Source organism: Micromonospora sp. H61, from assembly GCF_018070325.1.
GTDB lineage: Bacteria > Actinomycetota > Actinomycetes > Mycobacteriales > Micromonosporaceae > Micromonospora > Micromonospora salmantinae.
Genome location: NZ_JAGPXY010000008.1, coordinates 59,823 through 73,592, shown reverse-complemented (window position 1 = coordinate 73,592; position 13,770 = coordinate 59,823). Strand labels below are relative to the sequence as shown.

Annotated in this window: 16 protein-coding genes; 7 read left to right on the top strand and 9 right to left on the bottom strand. The window is 70.1% G+C overall.

Annotated features, from left to right (window positions below):
- Positions 1-26 precede the first annotated feature (26 nt).
- Together rfbC and rfbA are read right to left on the bottom strand one after the other, a co-directional pair.
- Positions 27-650, bottom strand: a complete 624-nt coding sequence (gene rfbC, locus KBX08_RS06785) for a dTDP-4-dehydrorhamnose 3,5-epimerase (RefSeq protein WP_210781722.1) — start codon at positions 648-650, stop codon at positions 27-29.
- Positions 647-1,537 carry a glucose-1-phosphate thymidylyltransferase RfbA gene (gene rfbA / locus KBX08_RS06780; protein WP_210781721.1) on the bottom strand — a complete coding sequence of 297 codons (891 nt, stop codon included), beginning with the start codon at positions 1,535-1,537 and terminating at the stop codon, positions 647-649. Before rfbA ends, rfbC begins: the two co-directional genes overlap by 4 nt.
- A gap of 85 nt (positions 1,538-1,622) precedes the next feature.
- Here rfbA and rfbB point away from each other — a divergent pair, with 85 nt between their 5' ends.
- From rfbB to KBX08_RS06750, 6 genes are read left to right on the top strand one after another with little or no spacing between them, the layout of a single operon-like run.
- A complete protein-coding gene (rfbB, locus tag KBX08_RS06775; RefSeq protein WP_210781720.1) occupies positions 1,623-2,624 on the top strand; it encodes a dTDP-glucose 4,6-dehydratase in 1,002 nt (333 codons plus the stop codon).
- The gene (rfbD, locus tag KBX08_RS06770; protein WP_210781719.1) at positions 2,621-3,508 is read left to right on the top strand and encodes a dTDP-4-dehydrorhamnose reductase; all 888 of its coding nucleotides are present in this window, start codon (positions 2,621-2,623) and stop codon (positions 3,506-3,508) included. The genes rfbB and rfbD overlap by 4 nt, the downstream gene beginning before the upstream one ends.
- On the top strand, positions 3,505-3,876 hold the full coding sequence (locus KBX08_RS06765) for a DUF2304 domain-containing protein (RefSeq protein WP_112587313.1): 372 nt from the start codon (positions 3,505-3,507) through the stop codon (positions 3,874-3,876). The genes rfbD and KBX08_RS06765 overlap by 4 nt, the downstream gene beginning before the upstream one ends.
- The gene (locus tag KBX08_RS06760; RefSeq protein ID WP_210781718.1) at positions 3,869-4,570 is read left to right on the top strand and encodes a glycosyltransferase family 2 protein; all 702 of its coding nucleotides are present in this window, start codon (positions 3,869-3,871) and stop codon (positions 4,568-4,570) included. Before KBX08_RS06765 ends, KBX08_RS06760 begins: the two co-directional genes overlap by 8 nt.
- On the top strand, positions 4,567-5,877 hold the full coding sequence (locus KBX08_RS06755) for a lipopolysaccharide biosynthesis protein (protein WP_210781717.1): 1,311 nt from the start codon (positions 4,567-4,569) through the stop codon (positions 5,875-5,877). Before KBX08_RS06760 ends, KBX08_RS06755 begins: the two co-directional genes overlap by 4 nt.
- Entirely contained in the window at positions 5,874-6,902 is a 1,029-nt protein-coding gene (locus tag KBX08_RS06750; RefSeq protein WP_210781716.1) for a glycosyltransferase family 2 protein, read from the top strand. The genes KBX08_RS06755 and KBX08_RS06750 overlap by 4 nt, the downstream gene beginning before the upstream one ends.
- 48 nt (positions 6,903-6,950) lie before the next feature.
- Here KBX08_RS06750 and prcA read toward each other — a convergent pair whose 3' ends face one another.
- The 7 genes from prcA to KBX08_RS06715 form a co-directional block, all read right to left on the bottom strand.
- A complete protein-coding gene (prcA, locus tag KBX08_RS06745) occupies positions 6,951-7,790 on the bottom strand; it encodes a proteasome subunit alpha (RefSeq protein WP_210781715.1) in 840 nt (279 codons plus the stop codon).
- A 58-nt stretch (positions 7,791-7,848) separates the two neighbouring features.
- Entirely contained in the window at positions 7,849-8,688 is an 840-nt protein-coding gene (gene prcB, locus KBX08_RS06740) for a proteasome subunit beta (protein WP_210781714.1), read from the bottom strand.
- The gene (locus KBX08_RS06735) at positions 8,607-9,308 is read right to left on the bottom strand and encodes an endonuclease VII domain-containing protein (protein ID WP_247668978.1); all 702 of its coding nucleotides are present in this window, start codon (positions 9,306-9,308) and stop codon (positions 8,607-8,609) included. The genes prcB and KBX08_RS06735 overlap by 82 nt, the downstream gene beginning before the upstream one ends.
- Before the next feature lie 7 nt (positions 9,309-9,315).
- Positions 9,316-9,531, bottom strand: coding sequence for a ubiquitin-like protein Pup (locus KBX08_RS06730; protein WP_088948111.1), 216 nt, complete (start codon positions 9,529-9,531; stop codon positions 9,316-9,318).
- 130 nt (positions 9,532-9,661) lie between these two features.
- On the bottom strand, positions 9,662-9,829 hold the full coding sequence (locus tag KBX08_RS06725; RefSeq protein WP_210781713.1) for a hypothetical protein: 168 nt from the start codon (positions 9,827-9,829) through the stop codon (positions 9,662-9,664).
- A 226-nt stretch (positions 9,830-10,055) separates the two neighbouring features.
- Complete coding sequence (dop, locus tag KBX08_RS06720) at positions 10,056-11,573, bottom strand: depupylase/deamidase Dop (protein WP_357518515.1); 1,518 nt, start codon at positions 11,571-11,573, stop codon at positions 10,056-10,058.
- Between the two features lie 37 nt (positions 11,574-11,610).
- The gene (locus tag KBX08_RS06715) at positions 11,611-13,179 is read right to left on the bottom strand and encodes a DUF2142 domain-containing protein (protein ID WP_210781712.1); all 1,569 of its coding nucleotides are present in this window, start codon (positions 13,177-13,179) and stop codon (positions 11,611-11,613) included.
- On the opposite strand from KBX08_RS06715, the gene KBX08_RS34625 reads away from it, so the two are divergent.
- Positions 13,069-13,743, top strand: a complete 675-nt coding sequence (locus tag KBX08_RS34625; protein ID WP_307850461.1) for a GtrA family protein — start codon at positions 13,069-13,071, stop codon at positions 13,741-13,743. The genes KBX08_RS06715 and KBX08_RS34625 overlap by 111 nt on opposite strands.
- Positions 13,744-13,770 lie beyond the last annotated feature (27 nt).

Below are 13,770 nucleotides of genomic sequence, written 5' to 3'. Positions count from 1 at the left end.
GACCACAGGTCGTGCCCCGAGCGCGGTCACATACCGGTTGAGTGCGACATTCCGTCCGGACCGAGACTCGCCACGAACCGCCGGCAGCTGTCGTACTCCGGAAGCAGGCCCCGCTCGCGGGCCTGCGCCAGAGTCGGCGCCGCGTCGTCGCGCGCGGACAGCAATGGAACGTCGGCGGGCCACTCGATGCCCAACTCCTCGTCCAGCGGGTGCACCGCGTGCTCGCCGGTCGGGTTGTAGGTGGCTGAGCAGAGATAGCTCAACGTCGCGTCGTCGGTCAACGCGCAGAACCCGTGCCCCAGCCCCTCGCTGAGGTAGACCGCCCGACGGTCGGTGTCGTCCAGCCGGACGCCCTCCCAACGACCGAAGGTCGGCGAGCCCACCCGCAGGTCCACGATCACGTCGAGGACCGCGCCCCGCACACAGGTGACGTACTTGGCCTGCCCGGGCGGGACGTCGGCGAAGTGGACGCCGCGCACCACGCCACGCGCGGACACCGACAGGTTGGCCTGGGCCAGTCGCAGCGGATGCCCCACCACCTCGGCGAGCGTGTCGAAGCGGTACCACTCCATGAACATGCCGCGCGGGTCGCCGTGCTGCTGGGGGGTGATCTCCCAGGCGCCCTCGATGCTCAGCTCCCGGATCTTCACCAGGAACCCCGATCGTCGCCGGCCTTGTCGCTGAGCAGACCGAGCAGGTAGTTGCCGTAACCGCTCTTGGTCAGCGGCTCGGCGAGCGCGCGCAGTTGCGCGTCGTCGATCAGGCCAGCCCGCCAGGCGACCTCCTCGACGCAACCGATCTTGAGACCCTGCCGCTCCTCGACCACCCGGACGAACTCGGCGGCCTGCATCATCGAGGTGAACGTGCCGGTGTCCAGCCAGGCGGTGCCCCGATCCAGCACCGTGACCGCCAGCTCTCCGGTCTCCCGGTACACCTCGTTGACCGCCGTGATCTCCAGCTCGCCGCGCGCGCTCGGGGTGAGCTTGCGGGCGATGTCCACCACCCGGTTGTCGTAGAAGTAGAGGCCGGGCACCGCGTAGCGGGACTTCGGCCGGGCCGGCTTCTCCTCGATCGAGAGCACCCGGCCATCGGCGTCGAAGTCGACGACGCCGTACTCCTGCGGGTTGGCCACCTGATAGGCGAAGACCCGCCCGCCGACCGGGTCACCGTGGTCGGCGAGCTGCCGACCCAGACCCACGCCGTGGAAGATGTTGTCGCCGAGGACCAACGCCACCGACTCGGTGCCGATGAAGTCCGCGCCGAGGATGAACGCCTGCGCGATGCCCTCCGGGCGCTCCTGACTGACGTACTCCAGCCGCAGCCCGAACTGGCTGCCGTCGCCGAGCAGCCGACGGAACTGGTCCTGGTCGTCCGGAGTCGTGATCACCAGGATCTCCCGGACCCCGGACATCACCAGGGTGGAGAGCGGGTAATAGATCATCGGCTTGTCGAAGACCGGCATCAGCTGCTTCGAGACCGCCCGGGTGATCGGCCAGAGCCGGGACCCGGTGCCGCCGGCAAGTAGGATTCCGCGCATCGGGGAAGCCTAACCGCACCCGGACAACGTGTGCGGGGGTCGCGTACCAGGGGCCGCGCCGCCCGTCGCGTATACTTCCGGACCCGTGAGGATCCTCGTCACCGGCGGAGCCGGATTCATCGGGTCGGAGTACGTTCGCCTACTGCTGGGCAAGCCCCTCGGCAGTGCGGACGGCGTGCCGCCGCTCGAGCCGGCCGTCGTGACCGTGCTGGACAAGCTGACCTACTCGGGCAACCTGGCCAACCTCGAGCCCGTCCGCGACGACCCGCGACTGCGGTTCGTGCAGGGCGACATCTGCGACCCGGTGGTGGTCGACGAGGTGGTGGCCGAGCACGACGTGATCGTGCACTTCGCCGCCGAGTCACACGTCGACCGCTCGATCGCCGGCGCCGCGCCGTTCGTCACCACCAACGTGCTGGGCACCCAGACGCTGCTCGACGCGGCGCTGCGCCACGGCACCGGCCGGTTCGTGCACGTCTCCACCGACGAGGTCTACGGCTCGATCGACGAGGGTTCCTGGACCGAGGCCTGGCCGCTCGCCCCCAACTCGCCGTACTCGGCATCCAAGGCCGGCTCCGACCTGCTCGCGCTGTCGTACCACCGCACGCACGGCATGGACGTGGTCGTCACCCGCTGCTCCAACAACTACGGCCCGTACCAGTTCCCCGAGAAGGTCATCCCGCTGTTCGTCAGCAACCTGCTCGACGGTGGCACCGTCCCCCTCTACGGCGACGGCGGCAACATCCGTGACTGGCTGCACGTGCACGACCACTGCCGGGGCATCGCCCTCGTCCAGCAGAAGGGCCGCGCCGGTGAGGTCTACAACATCGGCGGCGGCACCGAGTTGACCAACAAGGAACTCACCGGCCTGCTCCTGGACGCCTGCGGCGCCGGGTGGGACCGGGTCGTCCCGGTCACCGACCGCAAGGGCCACGACCGCCGGTACTCCCTCGACATCACCAAGATCAGCGAAGAGCTCGGCTACCACCCCAGCATCGCCCTGGACCAGGGCCTCGCTGACACCGTCCGCTGGTACCGGGACAACCGCAACTGGTGGGAACCCCTCAAGTCCGCGCCGACCGCATGACCCGACTCCTCGTCACCGGCGCGGGCGGGATGCTCGGCCGGGACCTGGTCACCGTGCTGGGCGCCCGGCCCGACCTCAAGGTGACCGCCGCCACCCGCGCCGACCTGGACGTCACCGACCGGGCGGCGGTCCACGCCGCCGTCGCCGGACACGACCTGGTGATCAACGCGGCCGCGTGGACCAACGTCGACGCCGCCGAGGCCGACGAGGCCGCGGCGACCGCCGTCAACGGCCACGCCGTGGCCAACCTGGCCGCGGCGTGCGCCAGCGGCGGAACCCGGCTCATCCAGGTCTCCACCGACTACGTCCTCGCCGGCAACGCGGGCACCCCGTACCCGGAGGACGCGCCCACCGCGCCGGTCAACGCCTACGGCCGCGGCAAGCTGGTCGGCGAACAGGCCGTCGCGCGGCTGCTGCCCGACACCGGGTACGTCGTGCGCACCGCCTGGCTCTACGGCGCACACGGCCCGAACTTCGTGGCCACCATGCTCCGACTCGCCACCCAGCGCGAACACCTCGACGTGGTCGACGACCAACACGGCCAACCCACCTGGTCGTACGCGCTCGCCGAGCGGCTCGTCGCGCTCGCCGACGCGGCGCTGGCCGGTCACGCGACACCCGGCGTCTACCACGGCACCTGCGCCGGGCAGACGACCTGGTACGGGCTCGCCCGCGCCGCGTTCACCCTGGCCGGACTGGACCCGGACCGGATCCGACCCACCACCAGCGACCGGTATCCGCGTCCCGCCCCCCGGCCTGCGTACAGTGTGCTAGGGCACAGCCGCTGGGCAGCCGTGGGTCTACCCCCGCTTCCAGACTGGCACAGCGCCCTGGTTGACGCGTTCCACTCCCCCGCTCCACCCGCCCCGTGGAAGGTCGCATGAAGCTCACCCTCGTCACCGGCCTGACCGGCCTGCTGCTCCTCGGCACCATCGTCGAGCTGTTGCGCCGCCGTCAGCTGCGCGAGAAGTACGGCATGCTCTGGCTCGCCGTACTGATCATCGTGATTCCGCTGTCCCTTTTCCCCCGGCTGCTCGACAACGTCGCCGAACTCCTCGGCGTCGCCTCCGGTGTCAGCCTGGTGCTCTTCCTCGGCATCGTCTTCCTGCTGCTGGTGTGCGTACACCTCAGCTGGGAGGTCAGCGCCCTGGAAGAAGAGACCCGCACCCTGGCCGAAGACTTCGCCCTGCTCCGCGCTGAGATCGACGCGGACCGGGCAGCCCGAGACGAACTGGTGTCGACCGATGGTTAACGGCAAGCGCACATTGATCATCATTCCGGCTCTCAACGAGTCGGGCTCGATCGCCGACGTCGTCGGTGAGGTCCGTGGCGAACTGCCCGGCGTCGACGTGCTCGTCGTCGACGACGGCTCCACCGATCGCACCGCCGCCGTCGCCGCGGCCGCCGGCGCCCTGGTCGCCAAACTGCCGTACAACCTCGGTGTCGGTGGGGCCATGCGCCTCGGTTACCGCTACGCCCGTGACCACGACTACGAGGTCGCCATCCAGATCGACGCCGACGGCCAGCACGACCCCCGGTACGTGCCGAAGCTCGTCGACCTGCTCGAGGACAACGACCTCGTCATCGGCGCCCGTTTCGCCGGTGAGGGCGACTACAACGTCCGCGGCCCCCGCCGCTGGGCGATGGTGATGCTCTCCGCCGTGCTGTCCCGGGTCGCCCGCACCAAGCTCACCGACACCACCTCCGGCTTCCGGGCCGCCAACCGGCGGGTCATCGAGATGTTCGCCGGCTGGTACCCGGCCGAGTACCTCGGCGACACGGTGGAGACCCTGGTGCACACCGCCCGCCGCGGCTACCGCATCCGCCAGGTGCCGGTCGCCATGCGCAAGCGGATGGCGGGCACACCCAGCCACTCCCCCGCCAAGGCGATGGTCTACCTCGGCCGCGCGTTCGCCGTTCTCACGCTGGCGCTCATCCGCCGGTGATCCGACGGCTACTGAGCCTGGTCCCGCCCGGCACCGTCGCTGTCGGTGCCGGGCTGGCCCTTCTCGGGCTCGCCTCCTACGTTCACCTCGCCGTCGCCGGCCACAGCCTCGACCAGGCCGACTACTCGTCCCTGTCGGTGCTCTGGTCGATCGTGTTCACCCTCGGCATCGGCGTGTTCATGCCGATCGAGCAGGAGGTCGCCCGGGTCGTCGCCGCCCGACACAGCCAGGGGCTGCCGCCCGGGCCGGTACTGGCCCGCGGCGTCACCGTCGCCGCCGTGATGCTCGCGGTGCTGGTGCTGGCCGTCACCATCGGCCGTCAGCCGCTCGCCGACAAGCTCTTCGCCGGCGACGGCAACCTGGTCACCGTGCTGATCGGCGCACTCACCGCGATGGCCGTCGCCTACGCCACCCGCGGCGTCCTCTCCGGCCTGCAACTGTTCCCCTGGTACGGCGCTCAACTCGGGATCGACGGCGGCCTGCGGATCATCATGGTCGCCCTGCTCGGGCTGGCCGGAGTGACGTCGCCCGTCTGGTACGGGCTCGTGCTCGTCGCCGCCCCACTGGTCAGCGTCCTGCTCACCCTGCCGCCGGTGCTGCGCGCCATCGGCGGAGGCCCGCCGGTGGCCTGGGCCACCCTGCTACGCGGCCTCGGCCTGCTCACCGCCTCCAGCCTGCTCTCCCAGGTCGTGGTGAACATCGGCGTGATCAACGTGCAGCTACTCGCCCCCTCCGACGCGGCAGCCGCCGGCGCACTGCTCTCCGCCCTCGTGCTGGTCCGCATTCCCCTGTTCGTCTTCGGTTCCCTCCAGGCGTCACTGCTGCCTGGCCTGGCCACCACCGCCACCACCGGCGACCAGGCCGGCTTCCACGGCCTGCTGCGCCGGGCGCTCGGCATCGTCACCGCGCTCGGCCTCACCGGCGCCCTCGGCGCCGTGCTGCTCGGCCCATGGTTGGTCGGCACCCTCTTCGACGCACCCGGCGTTCTCGGCCACGGCGACTTCGCCTGGTTGGCGGCCGCCACGCTCGCCTACCTGTGGGCGATGGTGCTCGGTCAGGCCCTCCTCGCCCTCGACCGGCACCGCGCCCAGGCCCTCGCCTGGACCGCCGGCGTCGCCGCCCTGATCGCCGTGACGCTGATCCCGGCTCCGGTCACCCTGCGAGTCGAACTGGCCTACACCATCGGCTCCGTCATCGTGGCCGCCACCATGGCGATGCTGCTGCGCGGCGGCTTCCGCCGACCCACCACCCCCGCCCGGCCGCTCGCCGAGGCCGTCGCCCCTGCCGCATCCGGAGGCATCCGATGACCCGACCCCGGGTGAGCGCCGTCATGCTCGCCTACGGCCCGGAGCCCTACCTCGTCGACGCCGCCCAGGCGGTGCTGGCCAGCACCGACGTGGAGATCGACCTCATCGTCGTCGACAACGGCTGCACCGGGGACGGCATCGACATCGTCAAGGGCCTCCCCGGGGTACGGGTGATCCGACCGGAGGAGAACACCGGCTACTCCGGCGGCTGCCGCGTCGGCGCGGCCGAGGCCACCGGTGACTGGCTCGCGTTCGTCAACTCCGACGCCGTCGTCGCACCCGACGCCCTGGCCAAGACCACAGCCGTAGCCGCCGAAGCGGGCGTAGGCGCGGCCATGGCCTCCATCCGGCTGGCCGACACCCCCGAGCTGATCAACACCAGCGGTAACCCGCTGCACTTCACCGGCCTCTCCTGGGCCGGCGGCAACGGCGAACCGGCCAGCAACCACGCCGAGCGGCGGGCCGTACCCTCCCTCAGCGGCTGCTGCTTCGTGATCAGCCGGCAGCTCTGGCGCGAACTCGACGGCTTCGCCGCCGAATACTTCGCGTACCACGAGGACACCGAACTCAGCCTGCGACTGTGGCAGCGCGGGCTACGACTGGAGTACGTGCCGGACGCCGTCGTGCGTCACCACTACGAGTTCTCCCGCAACGCCCTGAAGCTCTACCTGGTCGAGCGGAACCGACTGGTCACCCTGCTCACCGCCTACGAGGCGCGGACACTCGTGGTGCTCGCCCCGGCGCTGCTACTCACCGAGGCCGCCATGCTCACCGCCGCGGTCGTCGGCGGCTGGTCCCGGCAGAAGCTGCGGGGTTGGGGCTGGTTGTGGCGCAACCGCGACTGGGTTCGCGGCCGTCGACGGCAGCTACAGGCCGAACGGCGGGTGCCGGACGGGGTCATCGCGGAGCTGATGACCGGTCGGGTCACGCCCTCCGGTGTGCCGACCACCCCCGGCCTGGGCGCGTTCAACGCCGTCGCCGGCGGCTACTGGGCCCTGGCCCGGCCCCTGCTGCGCCGAGGATGACCGCTGGTGCCGGCCCCGAACACGGGCCCGGCACCAGCGGGCGAAACCCTAGCGCTCGCCGCCCTCCGCGGGCCGGTCCTCCAGGTCCGCGGAACCGGCCGAGCTCGTCGGCTTGTGCCCCTCCGTGGTCGGCACGACCGGCTCGGCGGGACCGCCCGCCGCATCCGCCGCCTGCCCCTCGGCCGCCGCATCCCCGTCCAACAGAGCCGTCAGCGCGGCACCGGTGATCCGCCGGAACGTCCGTCCGATCCGCTGACGGTCCAGGACCGCCACCTCGAGCTGGTTCGCGGCGATCGTCCGGGCGGCACCGCCCTCACCACCGACGGTGCTCAACGCCTGCACCGCCACCCTGACCGCCTCGGCCAGGGACATGTCCGCCCGATGCTGCGACTTCAACACGCCGGTGATCGCCTCGGCCTGACCACCCATGGCCATCCGTCCCGGCTCGTCGTTCACCGAACCGTCATAGGTCAGCCGGTACAGCTCGTCCGCCTCCGGGGTGGCACCGACCTCCGCCACGCAGATCTCCACCTCGAACGGCTTCGACTGCTCGGTGAAGATGGCACCCAGGGTCTGCGCGAACGCGTTGGCCAGGGCGCGACCAGTGACGTCACGCCGGTCGTAGCTGAGCCCGTTCAGGTCGGCCATCCGGACACCGGCGCGGCGTAGGTTCTCGAACTCGTTGTACCGGCCGACCGCGGCGAATCCGATCCGGTCGTAGATCTCGCTGACCTTGTGCAGGGCGCTGGAAAGGTTCTCCGCGACGAAGAGGACCCCGCCGGAGTAGCTGAGGACCACCGCGCTGCGACCCCGAGCGATGCCCTTGCGGGCCAACTCGGAGCGGTCGCGCATGATCTGTTCGGGAGAGGCGTAGAACTGCATGGCCACGTCGGCGGTTCTCCTTACGGCGCTGTGCTGACGACTGCTGACTGATGAGGTGCGGGTCTCAACCGCCCGGGTTCTCCATCCGGCCGGCAACCACACCCTCGGCGATCGCCGCCGTCTCGGTGTCGGTCAACCGGCGGGTGCCCTCGGCGGTCGCGGTCATCACCACGGGGTAGATCCGGCGGGTCAGATCCGGCCCACCGGTCGCGGTGTCGTCGTCGGCGGCGTCGTAGAGCGCCTCGACCGCCAGCCGCGTGGCGTCGTCCACCGACAACCCGGCCCGGAACCGCTTCTTCAACGCGGACTTCGCGAACAGCGACCCGGACCCGATCGCGTCGTAGCCGGTCTCCTCGTACGGGCCACCGGTCACGTCGAAGCTGAAGATCCGACCGGCGCGCGCCGGATCGGCGGCGGCCAGGTCGAACCCGGCGAAGAGCGGCACCACTGCCAACCCCTGCATGGCCGCCCCCAGATTGCCCCGGATCATCGAGGCCAACCGGTTGGCCTTACCGTCCAACGAGAGCATCGCGCCCTCGATCTTCTCGTAGTGCTCCAGCTCCACCTGGAACAGTCGCATCAACTCGATGCCGATACCGGCGGTGCCCGCGATACCGACCAGCGAGTACGCGTCGGCGGGGTGCACCTTCTCGATGTCGCGCTGAGCGATCAGGTTGCCCATGGTGGCCCGTCGGTCGCCCGCCATCACCACACCCTCGGCGGCCGCGATGGCCACGATGGTGGTCGCGTGCGGCGCCAGGTCGGCGGCCATGCCCGGCGGCAGCGGTCGCCGACCGGGCAACATCTCGGGGGCCACCCGACTCAGAAACGTCGTGAAGGAGGACGTCCCCGCGTTGGTGAACACATCTGGAAGACGCCCGGATGGATCAAAGCCCGCTGCCACGTGGTTCCTCTCAGGTACGTGATCGCCCTGGCCAGCCTCATGGGACTGTCACGGAACTGGCCAAGACCACCGTTGCAGTTGAAGCAGAGTATCCCGCGCACCCATCCGGTGCGATGATCGTGGTCCAGATGTTGCGGGTCGGCGCCGCCACAGATCGCGCAGACCCCGCCCTGCTCGGCCAGGAGCTCCTGAAACTCCTTCTCACCCACGCCGTACCGCCGCCGCAGGTGGTACTCGCGAGTTCCGCCATGCAGGCGAAGCTTGCTCTCCTTGCCCTTCGCGTTGTGGCAAGGCTTGCAGTATCGGCCGTAACCTCCACGGCCGGAGCGGTTCCGCGGAAAGTCATCGAGGGGCTTGGTGGCACCGCAGTCGGGGCATCGCCGGTGGCCCGCTGGCACCAGCGGCAGTTGACGCACGTCCCTACCCTGCTGCTCCTTCAGGCGCTTGGCGTAGCTCGCCTTCGACCGAATGTTGAAGCAGGGCTTGCAGTAGCTGCCGCGACCGTCCGGTCGTCTGCTGTTGGCGCAAAATTGATCAAGGGGCAGCCACTCGCCGCAGTCGCGGCAGCGGCGGTGGCCATCCCGATCATCCAGAGGACGAGGCATGTCCGTTTTAGGCATTTACACCCTACTCGCCCCCTTTTTGCACATAGCCTCTCACGAATTCCTCTGCGTTTTCTTCCAGGACGGAGTCGATCTCGTCCAGGAGGTCGTCGACGTCCTCGGTGATCTCGGCGTGCCGCTCGGCCACCTCGGGGTTGGCCTCGGTGGTGACGTCCTCGATTTCCTCGCCCTGACGGGACTTGCCGGACTGCGACTGGCCGCCGCTGTCATGAGTGGCCATGGCTGTCTCCTCCACGATCGTCTGGGATGAAATCTACCCCGCGCAGACGACAGAAAGCCCTCACGTCCGCCGTGTTCGGGTCGGGGGCGTTCGTTTGCGCCGAAGCGGTCAGCCCCGAGGAGCCGACGCGTCAGCCGGGGCCGGGGCCGGGACCGGCTCGGGCTCGGGCTGCCCCCTTTTCCCACGTCTCCGCCAGTGGTGCCCCGCGCCGCAGGCGGGGCGTCCAGTCCCTGAACCGCAACACCTGCTTCTCCACCAGCTGCCGGGACAGGAACGCCAGGACGACGGTGAAGACCATGACCACAGCGAAGTGGGCGAGCACCCCCGGGCCGAACAGGGACCCTCCAGGGTCTGCGGCAGGTCACGACGAGCGAGCACGCCGAGGACGTCGCTGATGGGCAGCTTGTCACCGTAGAGGTCCGCCACAGCGCCCACCACGAACATGAAGCGGAACCGCAGGAACCAGATCACGGCTCGGGGACGGCCTGGCATGCCAGAGTGATTCCCGGTGGAGGCACCGGACCTCAGCCCCCGGTCAGTGTCTCCAACAGGTCCTTGGCGCTGGCGCAGCGGTCGAACAGCGCACCGACGTGTGCACGGGTGCCCCGCTCCGGTTCCATCATCGGCACCCGGACCAACGACTCCCGACCCACATCGAAGATCACCGAGTCCCAGCTCGCGGCGACCACCTCGGAGGCGTACTGGGCGAGGCAGCGACCGCGGAAGTAGGCCCGGGTGTCCTCCGGCGGCTCGGTCATCGCGGTGCGCGTCTCGTCGTCGGTGAGCAGCGTCTTCATCGCCCCCCGGCTGACCAGCCGGTGGTAGAGGCCCTTCTCCGGCCGGACGTCGGAATATTGCAGGTCGACGAGTTGGAGCTTGTGCGAGCCCCAGCCGAGCTTCTCCCGCTCCCGGTAGCCTTCCAGCAGCCGCAGCTTGGCCACCCAGTCCAGCTCGTCGGCGCAGAGCATCGGATCCCGGCCGAGCCGGTCCAGGACGCTCTCCCACCGGTCGAGCACGTCGATGGTCTGCTCGTCGGCGTCGGTGCCGTACCGGTCGTCGACAAAGGACCGGACCCGCTCCAGGTACGCCCACTGCAGGTCGAGGGCGGTGAGCCGACGGCCGTCGCGCAGTCGCATGCGGTGCGTCAGGGCGGGGTCGTGGCTGACGGCGCGCAGCTCGCTGACCGGGTCGGCGATGCCGAGGTCGGCGCCAAGGGCCTTCTCCTCGATCATGGTGAGGATCAGCGCGGTGGTGCCGACCTTGAGGTAGGTGGAGATCTCGGAGAGGTTGGCGTCGCCGATGATGACGTGCAGCCGGCGGTACTTGTCGGCGTCGGCGTGCGGCTCGTCCCGGGTGTTGATGATCGGCCGCTTGAGGGTGGTCTCGAGGCCAACCTCGACCTCGAAGAAGTCGGCGCGCTGGGAGATCTGGAAGCCGCTCTGGCCGCCGTCCTGGCCGATGCCGACCCGGCCGGCGCCGCAGACGATCTGCCGGGTGACGAAGAACGGCGTCAGGTACGCCACGATGTCGGCGAACGGCGTCTGCCGGCGCATCAGGTAGTTCTCGTGGGCGCCGTAGCTGGCGCCCTTGTTGTCGGTGTTGTTCTTGTAGAGGTGGATCGGCTGAGTGCCCGGGATGGTGGCGGCCCGGCGGGACGCCTCGGCCATCACCCTCTCCCCGGCCTTGTCCCAGCGCACGATGTCCCTGGGGGTGGTGACCTCGGGGGTGGAGTATTCGGGGTGAGCGTGGTCCACGTAGAGCCGTGCGCCGTTGGTGAGTATCACGTTGGCCAGGCCGAGGTCTTCGTCCGCGAGGGCCTCGGCGGGATCGTACGCGGCACCGGAGTAGGTGAAGCCCCGGGCGTCGCGCAGCGGCGACTCTTCCTCGTAGTCCCACCGGGCCCGGCCGCCCCGGTTGAGTTCCGGACGTGCCCCGTAGGCATTGACCACCTGCGATGAGGTGACCATCGGGTTGGCTCCGGCCTGCCCGGGCACGGAGATGCCGTATTCGACCTCGGTGCCCATGATCCGTCTTACGCTCATCGACCTACCCGCTTCGCTCGCCCGACCCGGTCCCCCGTCAGGTCGAGCGTAGTCCGCCCTGAGCACCTGCACTCTGTAGGTGAGTGCCGGCGGGCCGGAACAGTTCGCTGGATTCGGTGTCGGAATACTCGGCGGGCGGCGTCGGGTCGTCGGTCGCGGCGGAGCGGGTGGTCCAGACGAGCCACCCGAACAGCACCAGGCCGACGCTGGCGCTCAGCAGCGGGATCACCGAGCCGACCACCGGGTGCCAGTCGCCGGCGAGGGGGTTGAGGCTGCTCAGCCCGATGTTGGCGGGCAGGCCGTTCTGCCAGCGGACCATCGTGTACGCCAGGCAGAAGAGCTGGATCGGCAGGAGGAGCAGCACGGCGAGTCGGGTGAACGAGCGGGCCCGGGCGACCTCGAAGCCGCGTTGTTCGGCGATCCACGCGGCGTAGAGCAGGACGCCGACCAGCATGGGCAGCATGTAGCGGCCCTGGGTGACGAAGCCGCTCTCGTTGACCAGGGCGATCTGCATGACGGAGGGGACGGCGACGCCGCCGCCGAGCAGCACGAGCAGGCGCCACCGGTCGAGCGTGCTGCCCCAGACGACCCCGATGAGCAGCAGCGCTCCGGCGACAAGCTGCCAGATCAGGTACGGCGGGGCGGGCATCCGGGTGTCCAGCCAGGAGGTGACCCCGACGATCTGGTCGAGGTATCCCCGCCACCGGTCGGCCTCGCGTAGGGCCGCCTGCCCGTAGGTGAGCCGGTCGGCGGAGTAGTTGCCGAGGTCGGAGGTCTGTTGGCGGACGGACCAGGCGAGCACGGCGAGGGTGGACAGGACGATGCCACCTGCCCAGAGCTGGGCGGCCCGGTCGCGCAGCAGGCCGAGGAGGTTGCTGCGGCGCAGCGGGAAGGCGAACGCGAGGAAGGCGGTCGCCAGCCAGAGCGGGCCGGTCTGGCGCAGGACCGCGAGGAGCAACGCGCTGATCCCGACGAGGACGATGAGGCCGCGCCGTGGGCCGGGTGGGCCGAGTAGCAGGGGGATGACGGCGCTGAAGAAGGCGATGCCGGCGGCGATTTCCAGGCCGTTCGGGTTGACCGCGCTGGCCATGTGCACGGCCATCGGGGTGGTGACGACGAGCAGGGCACCCATCATGAGGCCGCGGCGGGATCGGTTGCGGATCACGACGTACGCGCAGGCGAGCAGCGCGGCGCAGCACAGGGCGCTGATCATGCGGGCGAGCAGGACGCCGGACCAGCCGGGCCAGAGCACTGTGGGTGCGCCGACGAGGGCGTAGTAGGCGGGGAAGTAACGACCGGCCCCGGTGCCGGCGCGGGTCGGTGTGTCGTCGCTGCCGGGGGGCTGGGCGCAGGCCGCCGAGACTTCCTTCTTGAACTGCCAGCACTGCTCGCGGACGAGCCCGCCGGGGACGGTCTGGAAGGCGCCGGTGCCCTTCTTCGCCTCGGCGGGCGGGGGCGCGATCTGCCCGGCGGCGACGCCGGCCGCTCGGACGATGTGCTCCCGCTCGTCCGGGGTGCCGTCGTAGGGGGCGGCCATCGACCAGGCGAAGATGATCAGGAAGAATGCGGCGAAGGCGAGGGCCCAGTGCCGTCGGCCTGTGCTCATGGTGGCCGCCGGGCTTCCGCCGGTGGCCGGCGGCGTCACTCTTCCGGGATCAGGCACGTCAACCTCGCGGCTCGCGCGGGCAGGCCCCGCTGGGTGGATGGACAGACGATAGACTCCCTCGTCGTCCTCACCGCTCCGGGTCCCCCCTTGGAGAACTCTTTGCTGTCACCTGTTGCCGATTCCGTCCGCCACCTGTCCCGACACAGTGCTGTGCGGTTCTTGGTCGTCGGGGGTCTGAGCGTTGCCGTGGACACGGGGTCACTCTTCGTGTACCACGGAGTTCTCCGGATTGTCCTGCCGGTTGCGGCCGGCATGTCGTTCCTGACCTCGTTCTGGGTCAACTTCGGACTGAACCGGGCGTGGTCGTTCGGCTCGTCCGCGCAGATGGTGCCGCAGGTGGGGCGCTACTTCGCGCTGGTCCTCGCGAACCTGACCGCCAACGTGGTGCTGGTGTCCGCGTTGACCTGGGCGGGCACGCCGTACCTGCTGGCGAAGCTGCTGGTGACGGCGTCGCTGTCGGCGGCGAACTACGTGGTGTCGAAGCGGTGGATCTTCGCTGCCTGACCGACGCCCTGACATACCCGCAGCGAG

Excerpts from the sequence above, each read along its gene's own strand:
- rfbD (WP_210781719.1), top strand. The coding sequence starts at position 2,621 with ATGACCCGACTCCTCGTCACCGGCGCGGGCGGGATGCTCGGCCGGGAC.
- KBX08_RS06760 (WP_210781718.1), top strand. The coding sequence starts at position 3,869 with ATGGTTAACGGCAAGCGCACATTGATCATCATTCCGGCTCTCAACGAG.
- KBX08_RS06730 (WP_088948111.1), bottom strand. The coding sequence starts at position 9,531 with ATGGCCACTCATGACAGCGGCGGCCAGTCGCAGTCCGGCAAGTCCCGT.
- rfbA (WP_210781721.1), bottom strand. The coding sequence starts at position 1,537 with ATGCGCGGAATCCTACTTGCCGGCGGCACCGGGTCCCGGCTCTGGCCG.
- KBX08_RS06715 (WP_210781712.1), bottom strand. The coding sequence starts at position 13,179 with ATGAGCACAGGCCGACGGCACTGGGCCCTCGCCTTCGCCGCATTCTTC.
- KBX08_RS06725 (WP_210781713.1), bottom strand. The coding sequence starts at position 9,829 with ATGGTCTTCACCGTCGTCCTGGCGTTCCTGTCCCGGCAGCTGGTGGAG.
- KBX08_RS06765 (WP_112587313.1), top strand. The coding sequence starts at position 3,505 with ATGAAGCTCACCCTCGTCACCGGCCTGACCGGCCTGCTGCTCCTCGGC.
- KBX08_RS06735 (WP_247668978.1), bottom strand. The coding sequence starts at position 9,308 with ATGCCTAAAACGGACATGCCTCGTCCTCTGGATGATCGGGATGGCCAC.
- dop (WP_357518515.1), bottom strand. The coding sequence starts at position 11,573 with ATGAGCGTAAGACGGATCATGGGCACCGAGGTCGAATACGGCATCTCC.
- KBX08_RS06750 (WP_210781716.1), top strand. The coding sequence starts at position 5,874 with ATGACCCGACCCCGGGTGAGCGCCGTCATGCTCGCCTACGGCCCGGAG.